The following is a 22,227-nucleotide window of genomic DNA, read 5'->3' as shown; positions in this document are numbered from 1 at the left end:
CCCTTGAGCAAGCCGCGACGCGCTTGCGTATGCCTGGTCGACAGTGCCGTCACCATGACAGGAGCCGCACCGTGACCGACCCAAGGTCAAAGGTTACTTCGCGTAACAGCTACTAAGGGACATTACAACTAGCACATGGTCCTTTGATAACAACGCAATAACTGAAACCTCGTACCGATCGGTATGGCGCCACCTAAAGTTCGGCAGCGGGACCGCTTTCCCGAAACTGCTCGGAGTTGCCCCCATGAACCCTCGTCGTAGTACCAGCTCGCTCCCCCGGCCCGGCCGCTCGGCCTATGGGGTGGCCTCAGCCGTCGTTCTGCTGCTCATACCCTTCGTCGTCCTGTTCGGTGGCGACTGGCTCCAGCAGTTCCTGAACTTCGGTGCGGGCGTGCTGTCGCTCGTCTGCCTCACCTGCTCGTGCATCTGGGGCCTCGTCGCCCAGGACCGGCTCCTGCTCAACATCCGCCAGCGGATCGTGGCCCAGGGCATCCACCGGGTGACCGCCGTCGCCTCGATCGCCTTCGTGATCGTGCACATCGGGGTCAAGCTCGCCCTGGACCACGCCAGCTGGATCGCCGCCCTGATCCCCTTCGGCATGCTGTTCGGCAGCGACGGCGCCAACCCGGGCAGCGCCACCCTCATCGGCCTGGGCTCCCTGGCCGCGTACCTCATGATCTTCGTGGGCGTCACCGGCGCGCTGCGCAACCAGTTCGCCTCCCCCGCCCCGGTGGCCGCACGCTGGCGCGCCATGCACATGCTGGCCTACCCCGCCCTGTGCGCGGCCCTGGTCCACGGCCTGTTCGCGGGCCGCCCGGCGAAGACGTTCTTCATGGTCTCGTACGAACTGTGCCTGGCCGGCATCATCGCGGCCCTGCTGCTGCGCGCCGCGCCGCGCCCGTTCAAGCGCAGGGTCGCCGACCGGATCATGGGACTCCTGGGCACCGAGGAGGGGCCGGGCCGCGACGACCTGGACGCCAGCCGGGCACGGCTCACGGACACCCAGTCCACGTCCACGCTGCCGGGCTACGAGAACCGGCGCTCCGCCACGCCGTCGTTCCCGGACATGCCCACCTCCGCCACCGGGTCGTACGACACCGGCGCCTTCCGGGCGGCCCAGGAGCCCGCCTCCGGCTTCGCGGCCGCCTACCGGGCCGTCCAGACGCCCGGCCGGTCCCAGCAGCCGTTCGCGGCCGGCCAGACGGCACGCATGGACCTGCCGACGGACTTCCAGGCCACCGAGGCGATCCCGCGCGTGGACGGCCCCTCCAGCACCTCGGGCAACTGGCCGATCCCGTCCCCGCCGCCGGTCGGCGAGGCACCGCCGTCGGCGTACGACCCGCTCCAGGACACCGGATACAACATCCCGGTCTACGGCAATTCGGGCACGGGCGGATACGGCGGAAGTGACATGTACGACACCCGTGAGACGAACGCCGCCTACGGCACGTACAACTCGAATGACACGTACAACAGCGGTCCCGCCACTGAACCATCACCCGGAGCGTCCTTCGACGCACCGGGTCCGGGCGAACCTTGGAACACGCCTTCCGGAGGCTATAGGTGAACGAGGCCCTGCCCGACGTCCCCGAAGTCCGCGTGGTCGGACTTCCGCAGCTCACGTCGGGCTTCGACCTTGTCGAGCGACTCGATCTGCCCATGCACCTGAAGGTGCACGGGCCGCTTGAACCCATGGGCGGAGAGGCCCTCGCGAAGCTCTCGGAGAACATCAACCTGAAGGGCCGCGGCGGCGCGGGCTTCCCGTTCCACAAGAAGCTGCGCTCGGTCGCCGAAGCGGCGATCAAGCGCGGCGTCCGGCCGGTCGTCGTCGTCAACGGCAGCGAGGACGAGCCGGCCTGCCGCAAGGACACGGTGCTCATCAACCGTGCCCCGCACCTCATCCTGGACGGCGCGCTGCTGTGCGCCGAGGCCCTGGGCGCCCGCACGCTCGTGGTGGGGGTCACCCGTGAGTCGACGCAGCGCTCCATGGAGGCGGCGCTCGCCGAACGCGGCCTCAGCAACAGCCGCCGCTCGGCGCTGAAGGCGTTCGTCCAGCGCAACCCGGTCCGGATGGTCACCGGTGCCGCGTCCTCCCTGATCCGCTCGATCGACGGCGGCCCGGCGATCCCGCCCGGCCGCAAGGTCAGCGCCTCGCAGAACGGCGTCGGCGGCGCGCCCACCCTGCTGTCGAACGCCGAGACGTTCGCCCAGCTGGCCATCGCCGCCCGCATCGGCCCCGAGCGCTACGGCAACACCGGGCTCTACGACGAGCCGGGCACCGTCATGCTCACGGTCTCCGGGGCGGTCGCCCGCCCCATGGTGATCGAGGTCCCCACGGGTGTGCCGCTGCGCTACGTCCTCCAGCTGGCCGGCGCCCCGCCGGTCCCGCAGGGCGTGCTGACCGGCGGCTACCACGGCAAGTGGATCGACGCCGCGACGGTCAACGAGGCGATCGTCTCCCGCAACTCCCTGGACGCGGTGGGCGGCGCGCTCGGCGCCGGCGCGATCCTGCCGATCACCCAGGACACCTGCCCGCTGGGCGAGTCGCTCCGGGTGGCCCAGTGGCTGGCCGAGGAGAGCGCGGGCCAGTGCGGCCCCTGCTACCTCGGGCTGCCGGCCGCCGCGCGCGGCATGGAGGACATCCTCAACGGCGGCGGACCGGCCGCCCTGGAGGCGCTCAAGCAGGTCGCCAAGAACGTCAAGCGGCGCGGCGCGTGCTCGCACCCGGACGGCTCGGCGATGTTCCTGGAGTCGACGATCAAGGCGTTCACCGACGACCTCGCCGCGCACGTCCTCGGGAACGGCTGCGGACGGCCCGTGGAGGGCGTTCTGCCGCTCTTCGAGGGGGGCAGGGCCCCTACGGGCATCCCGGGCGGCGGAGAGCCGGAGGAGACCGGCGAGAGCCGTCAGAAGATCTACGTCGACTGGACGCTGTGCCGGGGCCACGGTCTGTGCGCGGACATCCTCCCGGAGGTCTTCGAACTCGGCGCCGACGGCTTCCCGACCGTCGCCCAGGCGAAGGTGCCGCGCTACGCGGAGGCCAAGGCGCTGCGCGCGGTGCGCCGTTGCCCGGCGCTGGCACTGCGCCTCGAGGAGGACACGCGCGGACAGGCGCCCGCGCGCAACCTGCCGGTCCTCTCCCAGGGCCGCGGCCGCCGCGCCCTCGGCCGCTGAACGATCCGACCCCTACGGCGGGTCACCCGGTCCCGGGTGACCCGCCGTCGTCGTACGACGTGCCGGCGACGGGCCGGTGACGGCTTCCAAAACGCCGAAGGCGGACCATCCCTGGGGATGATCCGCCTTCACTTCGTGTGGAGCTAAGGAGAATTGAACTCCTGACCTCCTGCATGCCATGCAGGCGCTCTACCAACTGAGCTATAGCCCCTTGCCGCCACGCGGCGGAGCCGCATGGTGTCTGTGTCGCCCGGTTTCCCCGGCGGCGACGCCAACATTACACGGTCACAGGGGTGCACCACCAAATCGGTTTCCGTTCCGGGCGGACTCCGGGCGGACACGGACGCCATGTCGGCGTCGGGGGGGCGCCGCGCCGGCCTCAGGCCGTCACGAACGAGTAGAACCTCTTGAGCGTGCAGTGCTCCTCGAGGAGACGGCCGTAGATCGGCTCGCCCTCCAGCTCGCGGTAGGTCTCGATCGGGTCGCCCTTTATGATCAGCGCCCGTGCGCATTCCTCGCACCAGTACTGGTAGTCGGGGTTGATCGGCTCCATGTCACGGACGATCGGCGTACCACTGCCGCACCAGTCGCACTTTCGCCTGTGTGCACCCATCGATCAGCTCCAGCTGTGGCCGCAGGCCGTGCACACGTAGGAGATCCCGCCGTTGTCGCCGAGGACCTGGGCGACATGCGCGGAACCGCAGGAAGGGCACCGGAGGCGGGTGATCGTGTCCCGTATCAACGCCGCACCGAGGAGGTGGCCGCCCTCCCCAAGGATGCTCGCAGGCATCGCTACTCCCTCCCGTCGGGCCGCGCCCCCTTCCGGCCGTTTGATTCTGCCACGGCCGGACCAATACGGTCAGCGACGCCTCAGTACCAGTCCGGACACAGCGCCTCCGCAGAGGTATACGCCTGCGAGGCCCCAAGTGACTCAAGGCAGGCGCGTCCGGAGACCGAACGCAGAAGATCCCGCCCCCTGAGGGGGACGGGATCCATACGTGGAGCTAAGGAGAATTGAACTCCTGACCTCCTGCATGCCATGCAGGCGCTCTACCAACTGAGCTATAGCCCCTTGCCGCCACGCGGCTGGGCCGCATGGTGTTTCGCCCCGCTCGGCGGGGCGAACAAGAAGAACTTTAGCCTGCGACCTGCCGGAAAGTGAAATCCGGGTCAGTCGTCGTCGCCGAGGACCGGTTCCGGGAGGGTGCCGGCGTTGTGCTCCAGCAGGCGCCAGCCGCGGACGCCTTCACCGAGGACCGACCAGCAGCAGTTGGAGAGGCCGCCGAGGCCCTCCCAGTGCCGCGCCTCCAGACCGAGCAGGCGTCCGATGGTGGTGCGGATGGTGCCGCCGTGGCTGACCACCACGAGGGTGCCGTCCTCGGGCAGCTTCTCGACGTGCCGCAGCACCACGGGAGCGGCGCGGTCGGCGACCTCGGTCTCCAGTTCGCCGCCGCCGCGGCGGACGGCCTCGCCGCGCTTCCACGCCCGGTACTCGTCGCCGTGCCGGGCGATGATCTCCTCGTGCGTCAGCCCCTGCCAGACGCCCGCGTAGGTCTCGCGCAGGCCCTCGTCGAGGGTGACGTCCAGGCCGGTGAGGGCGGCCAGCTCGGCGGCCGTCAGCGCGGCCCGCCGCAGGTCGGAGGAGACGATCGCGTCGGGCGCCAGGGAGGCCAGCAGCCGGGCCGCGCGCCGGGCCTGGCCGACGCCGGTCTCGGTGAGGGCGACGTCCGTCGTGCCCTGGAAGCGGCGCTCCACGTTCCAGGCGGTCTGGCCGTGCCGCCACAGGATGACGCGGCGGCCCCGGCCGGTGTGCTCGGTCACCTCGCCGGTGGCGCTCATCGCCAGTCCTCGTCCAGTTCGGCGGCCTCCTCCGCGGCCCGCACCTTGGCGTGCTCCTCGGCCTTGCCCCGGGTGGCCTTCGCGTCGGCCGGCAGCTCGATCTCGGGGCAGTCCTTCCACAGCCTCTCCAGGGCGTAGAAGACCCGCTCCTCGCTGTGCTGGACGTGCACGACGATGTCGACGTAGTCGAGCAGGATCCAGCGGGCCTCGCGGTCGCCCTCACGGCGTACCGGCTTGGCGCCCAGCTCCTTGGCCAGGCGCTCCTCGATCTCGTCGACGATCGACTTGACCTGGCGGTCGTTGGGGGCGGAGGCCAGCAGGAAGGCGTCCGTGATCGACAGGACGTCGCTGACGTCGTAGGCGATGACGTCGTGGGCGAGCTTGTCGGCGGCCGCCTGGGCGGCGGTGTTGATGAGCTCGATGGAACGGTCGGTGGCGGTCACTACGTGGCTTTCCGTCGGCGGTCACTGGACCTCAAGGGTCTCACGGACCGCCGAGCGCACCCCACGCGATAAAACGGATCACGCGGGGTGCCCCGGCACGTGCTCAGGAGGCGGCGGGTTTGTAGTTCTGGCCCAGGACCACCGAGACGTCGGCGCCCGAGGAGACCGTGCCCTTGGTCACGGCGGTGGCGGGCAGCCCCAGGGTCTTGGCGACCTCGGTGGCGTTCTCCTTGTCGGCCGCGTCGGAGTAGACCACCTTGGAGGCCGCCTGGGCCCCGGAGGCGGCGCCGCCCTCCAGGAACGTGAAGCCGCCGTTGAGGAGCACCACGCGGGCCTTCTCCGTGTTGTCCTTCACACCGGTGGCGTTCTGCACGGAGACCCGGACGGCGGAGCCGGCGGCGGGGCTCTTGGCGGTGCCGCCGAGGATGTCCTTGATCACGCCCGCGCTGGTCCGCGCGCTCAGGGTGCCGTCGCCCTGGACGGGCAGCAGCGCCGTCTTGTAGTCGCCGCCCTTGGCGAGGTCGGCGAGCTTGGCGAGGAAGGCGCCGAGGTTGCTGTCGGTCAGCGGCGGTTCGATGATCTGCCCCAGCGTCTGCACGGTGACGGTCGCGCCCTGCGCGTCGGAGGACAGCTTGCGCAGCACGCCCTGCATCACCTGGCCGAACCGCTCCAGCTGGGCGTCCGGGGACTCGCCGGGGGCGCGGTAGGTGGCGTAGGCGACGGCCGCCTTGCCGCTGAGGGTCTGGTCCTTGCCCTGGTGGACGAGGGCCGGGCTGCCCTTCTTCTCGTCCGGGTCGGGCACGTCGGTGTTGGTGTCGATGTCGATGTTGCCGACCAGCTCGACGAGGTTCTGCAGGTAGGGGGTGTCGAGGCGCCAGGTGCCCTCGATGTTCGTGCCGAGGACGGTGTCCAGCTGGTCGCGGGTGCCGGAGGAGCCGTCGTCGTCGACCGACTTGGCGAGGGTCGTGGTGCTGCCGGAGTCGTCGGTCAGGGCCAGGGAGTTGGGCAGCAGGACGGTGCTGCCCTGCTTGGTGGTGGTGTTGTCGACGAGCAGCGCGGTGGAGGTGCCGCCCTTGGCCGTGTTGTGCAGATGGACGACGATCACGTCCCGGTTCTGGGCGGCGGCGGCCGTCGTGGTGCCCGACTTGGCGCCGGAGGAGGACAGTCCGGGGAGCTTTCCGGCGTACCAGAGGTAGCCGACCCCGCCGACGGCGACCAGCGCGAGGACGACGGCGAGGGCGACGATCCGGCTGCGGGCGCGGCGGCGGGCCTCCTCGCGGCGTTCGGTGCGGTTCTCGGTGAACTTCAGCCAGTCGATGACGTCTTCTGAGTCGTCGGTGGGTTCCTCGACGAAGGCGAACTGCCCGGTGTGGTAGTCCCGTTCGCCGTCCTCGGGCCCGCTCTCCGCCCCGCTGTCCGCCCTGCTCTCCGCCCCGGTCTGCTGGGCCGGGCCCGCCTGCTGCGGGATGTAGGCGGTCTGCTCGGCGACCCGGGGCTGCCGGCCGGCCGGGGCCGCCTGCCCGTAGGGGTCGTACGAGTCGGCGGGCGCGGCCGTGCCGTACTGGTCGTAGGCGTCGTAGGCGGGCGTCGCCGGCTGCGGGCCGGTGTCGTAGGGCTGGTACCCGTCGTGGGACGGCACGGGCTGCTGCGGGCCGGTCGCGTACGGGTCGTAGCCGTAGCCCTGCTGCTGGTACGCGTCGTAGCTCCGGCGCGGTGCCTGCTGCGCCGGGATCTGCCGGTACACGGGCTGCCCGTACTCGTCGTAGCCGACCAGTTCGTACTGGTCGGCGCCGTGGCCCGCGGCCCCCGCGTCGTATCGGTCGTTCACCGGTGCCCCTCTCGGCTCACTCGCCGCGGTACAGCTCGCGCTTGTCGATGTAACGCACGACTCCGTCCGGCACCATGTACCAGATGGGGTCGCCCTTGGCGACTCTCGCACGGCAGTCCGTGGAGGAGATGGCGAGCGCGGGCACCTCGACGAGCGAGACACCGCCTTCCGGCAGGCCCGCGTCGCTCAGGTGGTGGCCGGGCCGGGTGACGCCGATGAAGTGCGCCAGGGAGAACAGTTCCTCGGTGTCGCGCCAGGTCAGCAGCTGGGCGAGGGCGTCGGCGCCGGTGATGAAGAAGAGGTCCGTGTCCGGGTTGAGGGCGCGCAGGTCCCTCAGGGTGTCCACGGTGTAGGTGGGGCCGCCGCGGTCGATGTCGATGCGGCTGACGGAGAACTGGGGGTTCTCGGCGGTGGCGATGACCGTCATCAGGTAGCGGTCCTCGGCCGGGGAGACCGCGCGGTGGGACTTCTGCCAGGGCTGGCCGGTGGGTACGAAGACCACTTGGTCCAGGTGGAACTGCGCGGCGACCTCGCTGGCCGCCACGAGGTGCCCGTGGTGGATCGGGTCGAACGTCCCGCCCATGACGCCGAGGCGGCGCTTGCCGGTGTGCGCGGGGCCGTTGCCCGGCCGGAACCGCGGGTGGTTCGCCGTGTGGCCGGCCCGTTCGTTCGCCGGACCGGTAGGCATGTCCTGCTCTCCCATGCGTGCAGACCCTACCGGCCCGGCCTGCGGGCCCCGCCCGGGGACGGGCGTCCGGTTCAGCGGTCGCGGTTGAAGCGGGTGGTGATCCACAGCAGGAGCAGCAGGACGATGAAGGCTCCGCCGCCGGTGAGGAGGGGGTTGAGGCTGTTGTGGTTGCCTCCGTGCTCCTCGCCCTCGGCTGCGAGGGTGACCAACTGGGCAGCGGTGCTGTGGAAGCTCATCACGGCGGGACCTATCCGGTGTGGGCGGGATAAAGATGTCGGCTCATGGTAAGCGGGCGGTCCGGGGCCGATCACTCCGACTCCGCCGTCGGGGAACCTTCGCGGCCCCTCAGTCGTCCTTCCGCTTGTACCCGCGCAGCAGGAACCAGGCGGTCAGCCCGCAGCCCAGGAACATCACGACGATCACGATCCGGAGCAGATTCCCCGACCCGTGCTGTTGGACGGCGCTCGCGGCGGCCTCGGTCAGCCAGGCGGCTGAGGAATGGTGCTCCATGGCGTGGACTCCTTCGCTGTACTGCCCGTCCACGGTATCTCCGCCTAGGCTGGGCCCTGCCTCGGGGGCACGGTGGGCACTCACACGCATGGGGGATGACATGTCCGACGACGGCCATGAGCGCAACGGGTCGGGGCACGAGCACGTGCCGGGCCGGCAGCGCAGGCGGTTCCCGGGGATCTCCTCGCGGGCCTACGAGCACCCGGCGGACCGGTCGGCCCTGGTGGCGCTGCGCAGGCTGAGCGGCTTCGACACGGTCTTCAAGGCGCTCAGCGGGCTGCTTCCCGAGCGCAGTCTGCGGCTGCTGTTCCTGTCCGACTCGGTGCGTGTCTCGGACGAGCAGTTCGCGCACCTCAACGACATGCTGCGGGACGCCTGTTACATCCTGGACCTGGAGAAGGTCCCGCCGATGTACGTCACGCAGGACCCGCAGCCGAACGCGATGTGCATCGGCCTGGACGAGCCGATCATCGTCGTCACCACGGGCCTGGTCGAGCTGCTCGACGAGGAGGAGATGCGGGCGGTCGTCGGGCACGAGGTGGGGCACGCGCTGTCCGGGCACTCGGTGTACCGCACGATCCTGCTGTTCCTGACCAGCCTCGCGCTGAAGGTCGCGTGGATTCCGCTGGGCAATCTGGCGATCATGGCGGTGGTGACCGCGCTGCGGGAGTGGTTCCGCAAGTCGGAGCTGTCCGCCGACCGGGCCGGGCTGCTGGTGGGGCAGGATCTGCGGGCCTCGATGCGCGGCCTCATGAAGATCGCGGGCGGCAACCACCTGCACGAGATGAACGTGGACGCGTTCCTGCGGCAGGCGGAGGAGTACGAGTCCGGGGGCGACCTGCGCGACTCCGTGCTGAAGATCCTCAACGTGCTGCCGCGCTCCCACCCCTTCACCACGGTGCGGGCCGCCGAGCTGAAGAAGTGGGCGGAGTCCCGGGACCACCAGCGGATCATGGACGGTCACTACCCGCGGCGCAGCGAGGACAAGGACACCTCGGTCGGCGACTCGTTCCGGGAGTCGGCGGCGAGCTACGCGGACGATGTGAAGAGTTCCAAGGATCCGCTGATGAAGCTGGTCACGGACCTGGCCGGCGGCGCCGGGGGGCTGGGCGGCCGGGTGCGGCGCGGCTTCGACGGCTTCACGAGCCCGCCTCCGCCGAAGGACGCGGGGCCGCGGGACGCGGACTGACGGCCGGCTCCCGGCTCAGACCCGGGGCTCCGCCCCGTCGGCCAGCGTGCCGCACAGGGCGGTGGCGCCGCCCGTCGCGTACGGGTTGGTGCCGGCCGGGCCGCCCGCCTTGGCGATCTGGCCGGCCAGCAGGGGGCGCAGGGAGTCGGCGGAGTCCTCGGCGCAGGACATCGGGCCGGCCTGGACGTAGGAGACGACCAGCTGGGCCTGGTGGGTGCGCAGGTCGTCGCGGTCGAAGCGGAAGGTCAGCTCCCGGCGGACGGTGAAGAGCGAGACGGGGGCTCCGGCCGGCGCTCCGGTGGCGCGCAGGGCGTACACGAAGGTGTGGTCGGCGGTGACCTCCAGGGTGGCCGCGTCGGTCTCGGCGGCCTGCAGGCTGCCCTGGACGCGGATCTTCCGGTCGGCCAGCTCCGCGCGGGAGGCGTCGAGGCGGATGAGCCATCCGGTGGGGGCGTGCCGGCCGTCGGCCGCCGGGTGGTCGAAGCTCTGGTCGAACTGGTCGAGTTGGTCGGGGTCGAGAAGGGCCCGGGCGGGCCGGACCTGGCCGCCGCGCAGCACGCCGGGGTCGAGCGAGGAGCGGACGATGTAGTCCCTCGCGGTGGTCAGGGCGGCGACGACCTGGCTGTCGGAGAAGTGCGCGGTGCTGCGGGAGACCGGCAGCGGTATCCCCTCGGCGCCGATCTCGTACTGCGCGGCGGGGCTGTGCGCGTACAGCTGCTCGGCGTCGGCCGATCCCGGCACCTTGCCCTGTGGGACGAGCGGGATGACGGTCATCCGCAGGGGCTCGATCGGCCGGCGGGCCTGCGGGGAGCCGTAGGGGTGGCGTATGCCCATGTAGATCGCGGTGCCGAAGGCGAGGGCGATCAGCAGGACGAGGATCAGGGCCTGCCGGGTCAGTCCCCGGTGCAGGGGCGGGCGGCGGCGTACGGCGGGCGCGTGGTCGGCCATGCGCTCCTGGGCGGAGTACTCCTGGAGGCGGGCAGCGCGGACGAACGACTCGTCGAACACGACGGATCGGTACTCGTCCTCTCCACCCGCGGGACCGCCCTCGGGAGTCCCCTCAGGTGGGTCTCCAGGCCCGCCCATACTTTCAGAGTAGGTCTCGCGAGCCTCAGGTAAACGCCCTGCTACACCACAACTTCTGACAGGTTCTCACCAGAAACGCGCGGGGTGTCTCAGGGGGTGCGCGGGATGGCCGCGACGGCCGGCTGGGAGGAGTCGGCGGAGGCGGAGGGGACCGCCGCGCTGCCCTGTTCGAGGCCGGTCGGGGCGGACGTCGGCAGGTGGTCGCGGCTGCTCGAGGAGGCGCCCCGGTAGACCGCGGCGAAGGCCAGCGCGACCATGCCGACGCCCATCACGAGGGCGAGTACCCAGGCGACGGGGCGGTGCCAGCGGACCTGCTTGCCGAAGGGTCCGGAGGTTCCGTACCGGTGGGAGAGGACATCCGGGTCGTCGGGGTCGTCCGGGTCGTCGAGGTCCCGATCTTGGCCGAGATCCGTCCCGTCGGGCCGGTACCGCTCGCCTCGGATGCGGGCGCGGCGGGCCTCGGCCTCGGAGGCCTCGGCTCTCGCCTGGGCGGCGGCCAGGAGGCGTTCGACGGCGGTCGGCTCGTGCACCACGGCCGCCCGTACGAAGGCCTCGTCGAAGACCACGGAGGCGAACTCTTCGTCCGACACTCCGCGGTCGTGGTCGTCGTCGGGCTCCCAGCCGTCCGGGAACGGCGTGCCCCCCACGTCCTCCGGCACATGTCCAGAGTAGACCTGGGGGGTCAATTTGGGCAGACGGTATGGAAATTCATCCGCCTGCTGAGACGGGACGGCGGCGGGTTCCGGCCGTCGTCGGCCTGGTCGTCGGCGTCGTCGTCAGCGCCGTACGTGGCCGTCGCCGGTCACGATGTACTTCGTGCTGGTCAGCTCCGGGAGGCCCATGGGGCCGCGGGCGTGCAGCTTCTGGGTGGAGATGCCGATCTCGGCGCCGAAGCCGAACTGGCCGCCGTCGGTGAAGCGGGTGGAGGCGTTCACGGCGACGGTGGTGGAGTCGACCAGCTGGGTGAAGCGGCGGGCGGCCTGCTGGGAGGTGGTGACGATGGCCTCGGTGTGCCCGGAGGTCCACAGCCGGATGTGGGCCACGGCCTTGTCGAGCGAGTCGACGACGGCGGCGGCGATGTCGTACGACAGGTACTCGGTGTCCCAGTCGTCGGGCGTCGCCTCCACGACGGTGGCCCGGGAGTCCTTGGCGTACGCCATGACCCGCTCGTCGGCGTGCACGGTCACCCCGGCCTCGGCGAGCGCGTCCAGGGCGCGCGGCAGGAACTCGGGGGCGATGTCCTGGTGGACCAGGAGGGTCTCGGCGGCGTTGCAGACGCTGACCCGCTGGGCCTTGGAGTTGATCAGGATCTCGACGGCCATGTCGATGTCGGCCGCCGCGTCGACGTAGACGTGGCAGTTCCCGGTGCCGGTCTCGATGACCGGGACCGTGGACTCGGAGACGACCGTCTGGATCAGGGAGGCGCCGCCGCGCGGGATCAGTACGTCGACCAGGCCGCGGGCGCGCATCAGCTCGCGCACGCTCTCCCGGCTCTCCCCCGGCACCAGCTGTACGACGTCGGCGGGCAGGCCGGCGCCGCCGACGGCGTCCCGGATCACCCGCACGAGGGCGGTGTTCGACTCGTAGGCGGAGCCCGAGCCGCGCAGCAGGACCGCGTTGCCGGACTTCAGGCAGAGGGCGGCGGCGTCCACGGTGACGTTCGGGCGGGCCTCGTAGATGATGCCGACGACGCCGAGCGGGACCCGGACCTGGCGCAGGTCGATGCCGTTGGGCAGGGTGGAGCCGCGGACCACCTCGCCGACCGGGTCGGGCAGCTTGGCGACGTCCCGGACGTCGGCGGCGATGGCGCGGACCCGCTCGGGGGTGAGGGTGAGCCGGTCGACGATGGCCTCGCTGGTGCCGTTCTCCCGGGCCGTGGCCACGTCCTTGGCGTTGGCCTCGACGATCTCGCCGGTGCGGACCTCCAGGGCGTCCGCGATGGCGAGCAGCGCGTCGTCCTTCACCGCGCGCGGCAGCGGCGCGAGGTCGGCGGCGGCGGCCTTGGCACGGTAGGCGGCCTGGGTGACCGGGGACATGGCGTCGTACGGCGAGAGCGTGGTCATGAGGGAAGCGTAGTGCGCGCGGCGGGGGCGTCCACAGCTCGTTCCACCCCCCGAGACGGGGTCAAAAGGGGTGAACCCCTACGGGGGTCGCGGGTGCGGGGCCGTAGCCGGCGGCGATGCGCTGGTGGTAGGTCTCGCGGTCGATGACCTCCAGTCCGACGATCTCCCAGGGCGGCAGTCCGGAGGTCTGGCGGTGCTCGCCCCACAGGCGCAGCGCGACGGCGGCCGCGTCGTGCAGGTCGCGGGCCTCCTCCCAGTAGCGGATCTCCGCGTGGTCGTGGGCGTAGCGGCTGGTCAGCAGGAAGGGGTGGTCGTGGGCGAGCTGTTCCAGGGCGCGCCGCAGGTCCGCCAGGGGGACCTTCTCCCCGGAGACGCTGAGCGTGACGTGCCACAGCCGGGGCAGGTCCTCGGGCCTCTGTGCCTTGGGCATCTGCGCCTCCTTGGGCGCCCGCGACGAGCCCTCCTCGTAGGCGTCCCCGGCCGCGACGCTCGTCAGAGCACCGCGGGACGCCGCCGCCCCAGGGCGCACTCGTCTCACGACGGCCTCCTTCACGCAGCGCTCGGGAATGTTGCCCTAGAGACAAAGTTGAGCAGGCCGCACGGGTTCGTGGGGCGGTTTTACGGAACGTCCCCCAGCGGGGGCCGTCGTTACGCCCCGTTTGACGAGTGCAGGACGACGACGTCGTCCCTGTGTACGACCTCGCGTTCGTACTCGGCGCCGAGTTCGCGGGCCAGCTCCCGGGTCGAACGTCCGATCAGCTGAGGGATCTCCCGGGCGTCGAAGTTGACGAGTCCGCGGGCGACCGCGCGGCCGGTGGCGTCGCGCAGCTCGACCGGGTCGCCGGCGCTGAACTCGCCCTCGACGGCGGCGATCCCGGCGGGCAGCAGGGACTTGCGCCGCTCGACGACCGCGCGTACGGCGCCGTCGTCGAGGGTGAGGGCCCCCTGCGGGGTGGAGGCGTGCTGGAGCCACAGCAGCCGGTCGGCGGAGCGCTTGCCGGTGGGGTGGAAGTAGGTGCCGGTGTCGCCGCCGGACAGTGCCTCCGCCGCATGGACGGCGCTGGTGAGCACCACCGGGATGCCGGCGGCGGCGGCGATCCGGGCGGCCTCGACCTTGGTGACCATGCCGCCGGTGCCCACGCCCGCCTTGCCCGCGCTGCCGATCTCGACGTGCGCGAGGTCCTCGGGTCCCCGCACCTCGGCTATCCGTGAGGTGCCGGGCCTCGTGGGGTCGCCGTCGTAGACGCCGTCCACGTCGGAGAGCAGGACCAGCAGGTCGGCGTGGACGAGGTGAGCGACGAGGGCGGCGAGGCGGTCGTTGTCGCCGAAGCGGATCTCGTCGGTGGCGACGGTGTCGTTCTCGTTGACGACCGGCAGGGCGCCCATGGCGAGCAGCTTGTCGAGGGTGCGGGAGGCGTTGCGGTGGTGGGCGCGGCGGCTCATGTCGTCGGAGGTGAGCAGGATCTGGCCCACCCGGACGCCGTAGCGGGCGAAGGAGGCGGTGTAGCGGGCGACCAGCAGGCCCTGGCCGACGCTGGCCGCGGCCTGCTGGCGGGCCAGGTCCTCGGGGCGGCGGCGCAGGCCGAGGGGGGCGAGGCCGGCGGCGATGGCACCGGACGAGACCAGGACCACCTCCCGTTCACCCCCGCTGCGGGTCTTGGCGAGGACATCGACGAGCGCGTCGACACGGTCGGCGTCGAGACCGCCCGAGGCGGTGGTCAGCGACGAGGAGCCCACTTTGACGACGATCCTGCGGGCCTCGCTCACGGCCTGCCTTGCCCTTGCCACCTTGCGTTCTGTCCCCTCGCGCGGATCCGGCTGCCTGCCCGGCAATCTACGCGAACGGGGACCGGCCCGGCGCACCGGTCCAGCCCCCGGACAGGCGCCCGCGTCAAGAGCGGATGGTAAGGAACCTCGACCGGGACCGCGCTCGGCTCGGGCGGTCAGCCCGCGTTGACGCCGTCCATCTCACCGGCCGAGGCCGCCCGCCGGCCCGGCCCGGCACGGCGTCGGCCGGCTGGGCCGTCTCGACGCGTCCGGCCCGGGTCGGCTCGGCCGCCTCGGCGGGGTCCGCGTCGGCGCTGCCCACGCGGGACTCCTGGCCGACGTTGCGCGCCTCGGCCCTGAGGGCGAGGTCGGCGACCGCTGCTCCCCGCCGTCCGCGGCCGGCGGATCGCCGACGGCTCGCGTACGGCGTCCAGCAGGCCGCCCAGCTCCACGGCGCTGTCGGACAGGATCACCGCGGCGCGCACGGCCGTGTTCTGCCGCTTGAACTCCTCCACGCCCAGCTCGGCCGAGTCCGTCACCGCGTACGGCTTGCCGTTGACGATGAAGTCGGAGACCACCGAGGAGATGTCGGAGACCATCGCGTCGGAGTCGCACAAAGCGGCGACAGGTTCTAGAACGGCTCGAAGTCGTCGAACTCCCGCAGGGTGTCGTCCCGCTCCGCCTGCCGGTCCCGGCGCCGCTGCACGGCTGGCCGCTGCTCCTCGAACCGGTGGTCCTCGCCGCGCCGGCCCAGCATCTCGGCGCCCGCCATGACGGTCGGCTCCCAGTCGAAGACGACCGCGTTGTCCTCGGGGCCGATGGCGACGCCGTCGCCGGAGCGGGCGCCCGCCTTCATCAACTGCTCCTCGACGCCGAGGCGGTTGAGGCGGTCGGCGAGGTAGCCGACGGCCTCGTCGTTGTTGAAGTCGGTCTGCCGCACCCAGCGCTCCGGCTTCTCGCCACGCACCCGGAACAGCCCGTCCTCCTCGCGGGTCACCGTGAAGCCCGCGTCGTCCACGGCCTTGGGCCGGATGACGATCCGCGTCGCCTCCTCCTTCGGCTTCGCCGCCCGCGCCTTGGCGACCAGCTCACCGAGCCCGTACGACAGCTCCTTCAGCCCGGTGTGCGCCACCGCCGACACCTCGAACACCCGGTAGCCGCGCGCCTCCAGGTCGGGCCGCACCATCTCGGCGAGGTCCTTGCCGTCCGGTACGTCGATCTTGTTCAGGACGACGATCCGGGGACGGTTGTCGAGGCCGCCGTACTGCTTCAGCTCCTCCTCGATGACGTCGAGGTCGGAGAGCGGGTCGCGCTCGGACTCCAGGGTCGCCGTGTCCAGCACGTGCACCAGCACGCTGCACCGCTCCACGTGCCGCAGGAACTCCAGGCCCAGGCCGCGGCCCTGGCTGGCGCCCGGGATCAGACCCGGCACATCGGCGATGGTGTAGACGGTGGCGCCCGCGGTCACCACGCCCAGGTTCGGGACGAGCGTCGTGAACGGATAGTCGGCGATCTTCGGCTTGGCCGCGCTGAGCACGGAGATCAGCGAGGACTTGCCCGCGCTCGGGTAGCCCACCAGTGCCACGTCGGCGACCGTCTTCAGCTCCAGGACGATGTCCTGCAGGTCCCCCGGCACGCCGAGCAGCGCGAAGCCGGGCGCCTTGCGGCGGGCCGAGGCCAGCGCCGCGTTGCCGAGACCGCCCCGGCCGCCCTGCGCGGCGACGTAGGAGGTGCCGTGTCCTACCAGGTCGGCGAGGACGTTGCCCGCCCTGTCGAGGACGACGGTGCCGTCCGGCACGGGCAGGACCAGGTCCTGGCCGTCCTTGCCGGCGCGGTTGCCGCCCTCGCCGGGCTTGCCGTTGGTGGCCTTGCGGTGCGGCGAGTGGTGGTAGTCGAGGAGCGTGGTCACGGACTGGTCGACGGTGAGGATCACGTCCCCGCCCCGGCCGCCGTTGCCGCCGTCCGGGCCGCCGAGCGGCTTGAACTTCTCACGGTGGACGGAGGCACAGCCGTGGCCTCCGTTACCCGCGGCGACGTGCAACTCGACGCGGTCCACGAAGGTGGTCATGGTGGGGTGCCTCCAGCACTGGGATGTCGTACGGATCTCTACTGCTGCAACACGCGAAAGGCGGACCCGCTTCCCGACCGGGAAGTGAGGTCCGCCTCGCGAAAAGTCCGATCAGGCGACCGGAACGATGTTCACGACCTTGCGGCCACGGTGGCTGCCGAACTCCACCGCACCGGCCTGCAGCGCGAACAGCGTGTCGTCGCCGCCCCGGCCGACGCCGGCGCCCGGGTGGAAGTGGGTGCCGCGCTGGCGGACCAGGATCTCACCCGCGTTGACGACCTGACCGCCGAAGCGCTTCACGCCGAGCCGCTGGGCATTGGAGTCGCGACCGTTCCGAGTGGACGACGCGCCCTTCTTGTGTGCCATTTCTCCTCAGTCCCTTACTTCGCAGCCGTGGGGATCTCAGTGACCTTGATCGCCGTGTACTGCTGGCGGTGGCCCTGCCGACGACGGTAGCCGGTCTTGTTCTTGTAGCGCAGAATGTCGATCTTCTGGCCCTTGTGGTGGTCCACGACCTCGGCCTGGACCTTGATGCCGGCCAGCACCCACGGGTCGCTGGTCACAGCGTCGCCGTCGACAACGAGCAGGGTCGAGAGCTCGACCGTGTCGCCAACCTTGGCAGTGGAAATCTTGTCAACCTCAACGATGTCGCCGACAGCAACCTTGTGCTGGCGACCACCGCTGCGCACGATGGCGTACACGCGATCTCTCTTTCGCTCGAAGAAACGGCACCCCCGCAGGCCAGCCGCCCAAGAACAGCAGGAACGACCTCTCCCGGCCAGCCGTGTGCCCGGGAGGAAGAGGTTTACGGGGATGTGGCGTGTTCAGTGGACACGCCGACGGTCAAGGTTACGGGGCCGTGGCCGAGGGGGTCAAACCGGGCCGGGTCCGGCGGGTGTGCGGCCGGTCACAGGGACCGGCCGCACACCCACCGCGGGCTCCTCAGCCCTCGTCGGTGGCGGCGGAGACCGTGGTCTTCTTCGCCGCCGACTTCGCGGCGGCCGTCTTGGCGGTCTTGGTGGCCGCCTTCTTGGCCGTCGTCTTCTTGGCGGCCGTCTTCTTGGCCGCGGTCTTCTTGGTGGCGGCCTTCTTCGCCGTCGCCTTCTTGGCCGTCTTGCGCGCCGCCGTCTTCTTGGCGGGCGCGGCCTCCTCCGCGGGAGCCTCGGCAACGGCCTCGACGGGACCCTCGGCTGCGGCCTCCTCCGGCGCGGCCGACGGGACGACCACGACGGCCGTCTCCTCGGACGCGGTCGGCGCGGTGGCCTTGCGCACGGCGCGGCGGCGCGGACGGGCCGGGGCGGCGCTCTCGGCCTCCACCGCCGGGGCCTGGGCCTCGGGCGCGGTCTCGGGCAGCGCGGCCGGCTGTACCGGCTGCTCCACCGGCGCGGCCTCGGCGACCGTCACCACGGCGGCCTCGGCACCGGCGGGGGAACCGGCGGGCGCCGACACCTTCCGGGTCGCACGGCGACGCGTACGGCCCTTGGGCGCGGCCTCCTCGACGGCTTCGGCGGTCTCGGTCCGCTCGGCGGCGACGACCGGGTCCTCCACGGCGACCGGCTCGGCCTGCGCCTCCGCGGCCGTCTCCGGCCGCACCGGTCGTACGGCCTCCGCCTCGGCCGGCACGGCCTGCGCGGTGGGCACCTCGACGGCCTCCACGACCCCGGCCTCGGCCTCGGCCCTGGCGGCCTCCGCCCTGCGGGACTCCCGCTGCCGGGGCTCGGCCTTCGGTGCGCCCGCCGGAGCCGAGGCCCTGCGGCCGGCCCGGCGTCGGGTACGGCCCCGGGTCGCCGCGGCCTCCGCCTCGGCGACGGAGCTGTACAGCTCCTCGTCCGGCGTGAAGTCGGGCGAGGGGAGCGCGACGGGCTCGGCCAGTTCGGCCACGACCTCCACGGCGGCCTCCGCCGCGTGGTCCACCTCGGGCTCGACGGCCTCGCCGGTCTCCAGGGCCACGGCGGCCGTCTCGTGCTCGTGCTCGGGCACCTGGCCGTCACCGCCGCGGCCGCGCTTCTTGCGCTTGCCGCCGCCTCCGGTGGAGGCCGGCTGCTCCATGTGCACGATGACACCGCGGCCGTTGCAGTGGACGCACGTCTCCGAGAAGGACTCCAGCAGGCCCTGGCCGACCCGCTTGCGGGTCATCTGCACGAGCCCCAGCGAGGTCACCTCCGCGACCTGGTGCTTCGTACGGTCCCGGCCCAGGCACTCCAGCAGGCGCCGCAGCACCAGATCACGGTTCGACTCCAGCACCATGTCGATGAAGTCGATGACGATGATGCCGCCGAGGTCGCGCAGCCGCAGCTGGCGCACGATCTCCTCGGCCGCCTCCAGGTTGTTCCTGGTGACCGTCTCCTCCAGGTTGCCGCCCTGGCCGGTGAACTTGCCGGTGTTGACGTCGATGACGACCATCGCCTCGGTCCGGTCGATCACCAGCGAACCGCCGCTGGGCAGCCAGACCTTGCGGTCCAGCGCCTTGGCGAGCTGCTCGTCGATCCGGTACGTGGCGAAGACGTCGACCTCGGAGGTCCACTTGGACAGCCGGCCGGCGAGGTCCGGGGCGACGTGCGAGACGTAGCCGTGGATGGTCTCCCACGCCTCCTCGCCGCTCACGATGACCTTGGAGAAGTCCTCGTTGAAGATGTCGCGCACGACCCGGACGGTCATGTCCGGCTCGCCGTACAGCAGCGACGGCGCGTTGGAGCTGCCGCCGTTCCTGGACTTCTTCTGGATGTCCTCCCACTGCGCCTGCAGCCGCTCGACGTCCCGGCGCAGCTCGTCCTCGCTCGCGCCCTCGGCGGCGGTGCGCACGATGACGCCCGCGTCGTCGGGGACGATCTTCTTGAGGATGCTCTTCAGCCGGGACCGCTCGGTGTCGGGCAGCTTGCGGCTGATCCCGGTCATCGAGCCCTCGGGGACGTACACGAGGTAACGGCCCGGGAGGGAGACCTGGCTGGTCAGACGGGCGCCCTTGTGACCGATCGGGTCCTTGGTCACCTGGACGAGCACCGGCTGGCCGGACTTCAGGGCGGACTCGATGCGGCGCGGCCCGTTGGCCATGCCCAGCGCCTCGAAGTTGACCTCGCCGGCGTACAGGACGGCGTTGCGGCCCTTGCCGATGTCGATGAAGGCGGCCTCCATCGAGGGAAGCACGTTCTGGACCTTGCCCAGGTACACGTTGCCGACGTACGAGGTCGCCTGCTCCTTGTTGACGTAGTGCTCGACGAGCACGCCGTCCTCCAGGACGCCGATCTGCGTGCGCTCACCGCTCTGCCGGACGACCATCACGCGCTCGACGGCCTCGCGGCGGGCCAGGAACTCGGCCTCGGTGATGATCGGCACCCGGCGGCGGCCCTGCTCGCGCCCCTCGCGGCGGCGCTGCTTCTTGGCCTCCAGACGGGTCGAGCCCTTGATGGACTGCACCTCGTCGGAGGGCTCGGCGGCCTTGCGGGGCTCGCGGACCTTGACGACCGTACGCTCCGGGTCGTTGTCGGCGGGCTCGTTGTCGGCCGAGGAGTCACCGGCACGACGACGGCGCCGACGACGGCGACGGCTGCTGGAACTGGAGCCGGATTCCTCGCCGCGGGCGTCCTCGGCGTCCTCGTCCTCCTGCTCGGCGGTGTCCTCGGCGTCCTGGTCCGCCTGCTCGGCGGCCAGTTCGTCGGCCTCGGCGTCCGGACCGTCGCCGTCGCCGAGGTCACCCCGGCGGCGACGGCGGCCACCGCGACGGCGACGGCGACGGGAGCCGGTGTCCTCCGACTCCTCGGTGTCGTCGATGTCGTCGGCCTCGGCCTCGACGTCGGTCTCGTCGTCGGCCTCGGCCTCGGTACGGGTGCGGTCCTCGACGGCCTGCTCGGGCTCCTCGGCCGCCTGGACCTCCTCGGGGGCGCCCCGACGGCGACGGCGGCGCCGCGCACCGCTGTCGGCGCGCTCCTCCGGGAACTCCCGCGTCTCCTCGGGCTCCTCCTCGGGGGCATCGGTGACGGCGGCCTCGGCGGCGGCCTCGGCGGCGGCCCGCTGGGGGGTCTGGAACTGCGGCTCGGCGAAAACGGGCGCCTGGAACACGGCGACGGCGGGGCGGGCCGGGCGGCGCGGTGCCCCGGCCTCGTCCGTCTCGGCGTTTCCGGCGGCCGGGCGTGCGGGCTCGGCGAACCCGGAGGCGGCCTGCCGCACGACCCGGCGCCGACGACGCGGACCGGTCTCGACGGCGGGCTCGGCGGCCTCGGTGACCTGGGGGGGCTCGGTGACCTCGGCGGCCTCAGGGGCCTCAGGGGCCTCAGGGGCCTCGGCGGTCACCTTGGTCTCGGTGGACTCGGCGGTCTCCTCGGCGGCGGTCACCCGGCGCGTGGCACGGCGGCGCGTACGACGGGGGGCGGTGTCCTCGACCGGCTCGGCGGATTCGGCGGCCTGTGTGGGCGCGACGACCTCGGGGGTCTCGACGGCCCCGGTGGCGGCTTCGACGGCGGGCGCGCCGGTGGGCGCGGTCGCGCGCCGGGAGGCCCGGCGGCGCGGACGAGCCGCGGGCGCGGCCTCGGTGGCCGCGGGGGCCGCGGGGGCCTCTTCGGCCTCCTCCGCCTTCGCCGCCTCGACGGCGGGCACCACGGTCTCCGCGGCGGTGTCCGCTCCCTCGGCGGCCGGCGAGCCGGTGGGGGCGGTCGCGCGGCGAGTGGCCCGGCGGCGCGGACGAGCCGCGGGCGCGGCCTCGGCAGCCACAGGGGCCTCCGCCGTCGCCTCCGCCTCGGCGGCAACCGCCGTACCGGGGGCAGCGGCAGGCACGACGGTCTCCGCGGCCTCCGCCTGCGCGGGGGACGCGGTGGGGGCGGAGGCACGCCGGGTGGCACGGCGCCGCGGGCGGGCCGGGGCGGCCTCCTCGTCGGCAGCCGGCTCCTCGGCATCGGTGAGCGCGGCGGGGGCGGCGGTCGCGACGACGGTCTCCGCCGCCTCCTCCGCTTCGGCCGTCTCCGCCGCAGCGGGGGCACCGGCGGGCGCGGACGCGCGTCGAGTGGCCCGGCGGCGCGGACGGGCGGCGGGCGGCGCCTCGGCGACCGCAGGGGCCTGCCCGGCCCCCTTCGGCTCCTCGGCCTCCGCCGTCTCGGCGGCCGCGACGGCCTCCTCGTCGGCCTCGGCGAGCGCGTCGGGCTCCGCGACGGCCGGTATGGCCGGCACGGTCACCTCGGCCTCGGTTTCGGTGACGCCCTCGGGCGCGGCGGGCGGACCCGCCGGGCGGGACGCGGCACGGCGACGCCTGCGCGGGGGCAGGGTGTCGCTCGGAGTGTTGAATTCGGAACCCTCGGTGGGTTCGGTCGGTTCGAGCATGCGGGCGTTTCTCCCGTCAGGCTCCCGGGCGCCGCGCCTGGTCCGGCGTCGGTCGTGCTGACCGATCGCCGTTGACGTCCGCGGCCCGCGCGATGCGCGATGGCCGCCGTCCGGGGCGCGGGCGCCGCACGGGAGCTCTCCGTGTCCTGTCTCGCCGGTTCCGTACGCCTTGTTGTGCACGGCCTGGCGAAAGTCTTCTGGTCGAATGCGCTGCCCGACCCAGGTGGCTCCCGAGTACGAGGGCGGCGCTACGACGTCCGTCCCT

Annotated in this window: 20 protein-coding genes, 2 tRNA genes and 1 pseudogene; 3 read left to right on the top strand and 20 right to left on the bottom strand. The window is 72.3% G+C overall.

Going from position 1 to position 22,227, the window contains the following annotated elements; all coding sequences use genetic code 11:
* The first annotated feature begins 244 nt into the window (after nucleotides 1–244).
* Nucleotides 245–1,567 (top strand): cytochrome b/b6 domain-containing protein, encoded by a 1,323-nt coding sequence (locus tag ACFYMM_RS13690; protein WP_388386054.1) that lies wholly within the window; start codon nucleotides 245–247, stop codon nucleotides 1,565–1,567.
* Nucleotides 1,564–3,174 carry an NADH-ubiquinone oxidoreductase-F iron-sulfur binding region domain-containing protein gene (locus ACFYMM_RS13685; RefSeq protein WP_388386053.1) on the top strand — a complete coding sequence of 537 codons (1,611 nt, stop codon included), beginning with the start codon at nucleotides 1,564–1,566 and terminating at the stop codon, nucleotides 3,172–3,174. Before ACFYMM_RS13690 ends, ACFYMM_RS13685 begins: the two co-directional genes overlap by 4 nt.
* A gap of 138 nt (nucleotides 3,175–3,312) precedes the next feature.
* Here the strand turns inward: ACFYMM_RS13685 and ACFYMM_RS13680 are convergent.
* From ACFYMM_RS13680 to ACFYMM_RS13635, 10 genes are all read right to left on the bottom strand, one after another.
* Nucleotides 3,313–3,385 (bottom strand) — tRNA-Ala (locus tag ACFYMM_RS13680).
* Between the two features lie 168 nt (nucleotides 3,386–3,553).
* Nucleotides 3,554–3,787, bottom strand: coding sequence for a hypothetical protein (locus tag ACFYMM_RS13675; RefSeq protein WP_006136074.1), 234 nt, complete (start codon nucleotides 3,785–3,787; stop codon nucleotides 3,554–3,556).
* A gap of 3 nt (nucleotides 3,788–3,790) precedes the next feature.
* Nucleotides 3,791–3,964: a hypothetical protein gene (locus ACFYMM_RS13670; protein WP_388386052.1), complete on the bottom strand. Its 174-nt coding sequence runs from the start codon at nucleotides 3,962–3,964 to the stop codon at nucleotides 3,791–3,793.
* A gap of 209 nt (nucleotides 3,965–4,173) precedes the next feature.
* Nucleotides 4,174–4,246: transfer RNA gene (locus ACFYMM_RS13665), tRNA-Ala, on the bottom strand.
* Nucleotides 4,247–4,344: 98 nt separating this feature from the next.
* On the bottom strand, nucleotides 4,345–5,013 hold the full coding sequence (locus ACFYMM_RS13660; protein WP_388386051.1) for a histidine phosphatase family protein: 669 nt from the start codon (nucleotides 5,011–5,013) through the stop codon (nucleotides 4,345–4,347).
* Nucleotides 5,010–5,456: a ribosome silencing factor gene (rsfS, locus tag ACFYMM_RS13655; protein ID WP_388386050.1), complete on the bottom strand. Its 447-nt coding sequence runs from the start codon at nucleotides 5,454–5,456 to the stop codon at nucleotides 5,010–5,012. The genes ACFYMM_RS13660 and rsfS overlap by 4 nt, the downstream gene beginning before the upstream one ends.
* Before the next feature lie 103 nt (nucleotides 5,457–5,559).
* On the bottom strand, nucleotides 5,560–7,284 hold the full coding sequence (locus ACFYMM_RS13650; protein WP_388386049.1) for a LytR C-terminal domain-containing protein: 1,725 nt from the start codon (nucleotides 7,282–7,284) through the stop codon (nucleotides 5,560–5,562).
* 16 nt (nucleotides 7,285–7,300) lie between these two features.
* Complete coding sequence (gene nadD / locus ACFYMM_RS13645; protein WP_388386048.1) at nucleotides 7,301–7,987, bottom strand: nicotinate-nucleotide adenylyltransferase; 687 nt, start codon at nucleotides 7,985–7,987, stop codon at nucleotides 7,301–7,303.
* A gap of 56 nt (nucleotides 7,988–8,043) precedes the next feature.
* Nucleotides 8,044–8,208 carry a hypothetical protein gene (locus ACFYMM_RS13640; protein WP_388386047.1) on the bottom strand — a complete coding sequence of 55 codons (165 nt, stop codon included), beginning with the start codon at nucleotides 8,206–8,208 and terminating at the stop codon, nucleotides 8,044–8,046.
* 109 nt (nucleotides 8,209–8,317) lie between these two features.
* Nucleotides 8,318–8,482 carry a hypothetical protein gene (locus ACFYMM_RS13635; protein ID WP_388386046.1) on the bottom strand — a complete coding sequence of 55 codons (165 nt, stop codon included), beginning with the start codon at nucleotides 8,480–8,482 and terminating at the stop codon, nucleotides 8,318–8,320.
* Between the two features lie 100 nt (nucleotides 8,483–8,582).
* Here ACFYMM_RS13635 and ACFYMM_RS13630 point away from each other — a divergent pair, with 100 nt between their 5' ends.
* Entirely contained in the window at nucleotides 8,583–9,671 is a 1,089-nt protein-coding gene (locus ACFYMM_RS13630) for a M48 family metallopeptidase (protein WP_388386045.1), read from the top strand.
* Between the two features lie 15 nt (nucleotides 9,672–9,686).
* Here ACFYMM_RS13630 and ACFYMM_RS13625 read toward each other — a convergent pair whose 3' ends face one another.
* From ACFYMM_RS13625 to ACFYMM_RS13580, 10 genes and pseudogenes are all read right to left on the bottom strand, one after another.
* Nucleotides 9,687–10,757 (bottom strand): hypothetical protein, encoded by a 1,071-nt coding sequence (locus ACFYMM_RS13625; RefSeq protein WP_388386043.1) that lies wholly within the window; start codon nucleotides 10,755–10,757, stop codon nucleotides 9,687–9,689.
* A gap of 89 nt (nucleotides 10,758–10,846) precedes the next feature.
* Entirely contained in the window at nucleotides 10,847–11,443 is a 597-nt protein-coding gene (locus tag ACFYMM_RS13620; protein ID WP_388386042.1) for a hypothetical protein, read from the bottom strand.
* A gap of 90 nt (nucleotides 11,444–11,533) precedes the next feature.
* Nucleotides 11,534–12,820 (bottom strand): glutamate-5-semialdehyde dehydrogenase, encoded by a 1,287-nt coding sequence (locus ACFYMM_RS13615; protein ID WP_388386041.1) that lies wholly within the window; start codon nucleotides 12,818–12,820, stop codon nucleotides 11,534–11,536.
* Between the two features lie 61 nt (nucleotides 12,821–12,881).
* Complete coding sequence (locus ACFYMM_RS13610) at nucleotides 12,882–13,358, bottom strand: hypothetical protein (protein ID WP_388386039.1); 477 nt, start codon at nucleotides 13,356–13,358, stop codon at nucleotides 12,882–12,884.
* Between the two features lie 110 nt (nucleotides 13,359–13,468).
* On the bottom strand, nucleotides 13,469–14,587 hold the full coding sequence (gene proB, locus ACFYMM_RS13605; protein ID WP_388386037.1) for a glutamate 5-kinase: 1,119 nt from the start codon (nucleotides 14,585–14,587) through the stop codon (nucleotides 13,469–13,471).
* A 277-nt stretch (nucleotides 14,588–14,864) separates the two neighbouring features.
* Nucleotides 14,865–15,195 (bottom strand): annotated as a pseudogene (locus ACFYMM_RS13600) (hypothetical protein); the annotation flags it as partial.
* A gap of 23 nt (nucleotides 15,196–15,218) precedes the next feature.
* A complete protein-coding gene (obgE, locus tag ACFYMM_RS13595; protein ID WP_388386036.1) occupies nucleotides 15,219–16,655 on the bottom strand; it encodes a GTPase ObgE in 1,437 nt (478 codons plus the stop codon).
* 111 nt (nucleotides 16,656–16,766) lie between these two features.
* A complete protein-coding gene (rpmA, locus tag ACFYMM_RS13590; protein ID WP_061922958.1) occupies nucleotides 16,767–17,021 on the bottom strand; it encodes a 50S ribosomal protein L27 in 255 nt (84 codons plus the stop codon).
* A gap of 14 nt (nucleotides 17,022–17,035) precedes the next feature.
* On the bottom strand, nucleotides 17,036–17,356 hold the full coding sequence (gene rplU / locus ACFYMM_RS13585; protein WP_003990208.1) for a 50S ribosomal protein L21: 321 nt from the start codon (nucleotides 17,354–17,356) through the stop codon (nucleotides 17,036–17,038).
* A 241-nt stretch (nucleotides 17,357–17,597) separates the two neighbouring features.
* Nucleotides 17,598–21,962: an Rne/Rng family ribonuclease gene (locus ACFYMM_RS13580; RefSeq protein ID WP_388386035.1), complete on the bottom strand. Its 4,365-nt coding sequence runs from the start codon at nucleotides 21,960–21,962 to the stop codon at nucleotides 17,598–17,600.
* Between the last annotated feature and the right edge of the window lie 265 nt (nucleotides 21,963–22,227).

It is taken from the genome of Streptomyces sp. NPDC006739 (genome assembly GCF_042869815.1).
Taxonomy (GTDB): Bacteria; Actinomycetota; Actinomycetes; order Streptomycetales; family Streptomycetaceae; genus Streptomyces.
The sequence above is the reverse complement of the archived record's forward strand: the minus strand, read 5'-3'. Positions and strand labels throughout refer to the sequence as shown.

Bases quoted from the DNA above. Each gene is read 5' to 3' on its own strand.
- ACFYMM_RS13690 (WP_388386054.1), top strand. From the start codon at position 245: ATGAACCCTCGTCGTAGTACCAGCTCGCTCCCCCGGCCCGGCCGCTCG.
- ACFYMM_RS13675 (WP_006136074.1), bottom strand. From the start codon at position 3,787: ATGGGTGCACACAGGCGAAAGTGCGACTGGTGCGGCAGTGGTACGCCG.
- ACFYMM_RS13670 (WP_388386052.1), bottom strand. From the start codon at position 3,964: ATGCCTGCGAGCATCCTTGGGGAGGGCGGCCACCTCCTCGGTGCGGCG.
- ACFYMM_RS13660 (WP_388386051.1), bottom strand. From the start codon at position 5,013: ATGAGCGCCACCGGCGAGGTGACCGAGCACACCGGCCGGGGCCGCCGC.
- nadD (WP_388386048.1), bottom strand. From the start codon at position 7,987: ATGGGAGAGCAGGACATGCCTACCGGTCCGGCGAACGAACGGGCCGGC.
- ACFYMM_RS13640 (WP_388386047.1), bottom strand. From the start codon at position 8,208: ATGAGCTTCCACAGCACCGCTGCCCAGTTGGTCACCCTCGCAGCCGAG.
- ACFYMM_RS13635 (WP_388386046.1), bottom strand. From the start codon at position 8,482: ATGGAGCACCATTCCTCAGCCGCCTGGCTGACCGAGGCCGCCGCGAGC.
- ACFYMM_RS13630 (WP_388386045.1), top strand. From the start codon at position 8,583: ATGTCCGACGACGGCCATGAGCGCAACGGGTCGGGGCACGAGCACGTG.
- ACFYMM_RS13625 (WP_388386043.1), bottom strand. From the start codon at position 10,757: ATGGGCGGGCCTGGAGACCCACCTGAGGGGACTCCCGAGGGCGGTCCC.
- ACFYMM_RS13615 (WP_388386041.1), bottom strand. From the start codon at position 12,820: ATGACCACGCTCTCGCCGTACGACGCCATGTCCCCGGTCACCCAGGCC.
- obgE (WP_388386036.1), bottom strand. From the start codon at position 16,655: ATGACCACCTTCGTGGACCGCGTCGAGTTGCACGTCGCCGCGGGTAAC.
- rpmA (WP_061922958.1), bottom strand. From the start codon at position 17,021: ATGGCACACAAGAAGGGCGCGTCGTCCACTCGGAACGGTCGCGACTCC.
- ACFYMM_RS13580 (WP_388386035.1), bottom strand. From the start codon at position 21,962: ATGCTCGAACCGACCGAACCCACCGAGGGTTCCGAATTCAACACTCCG.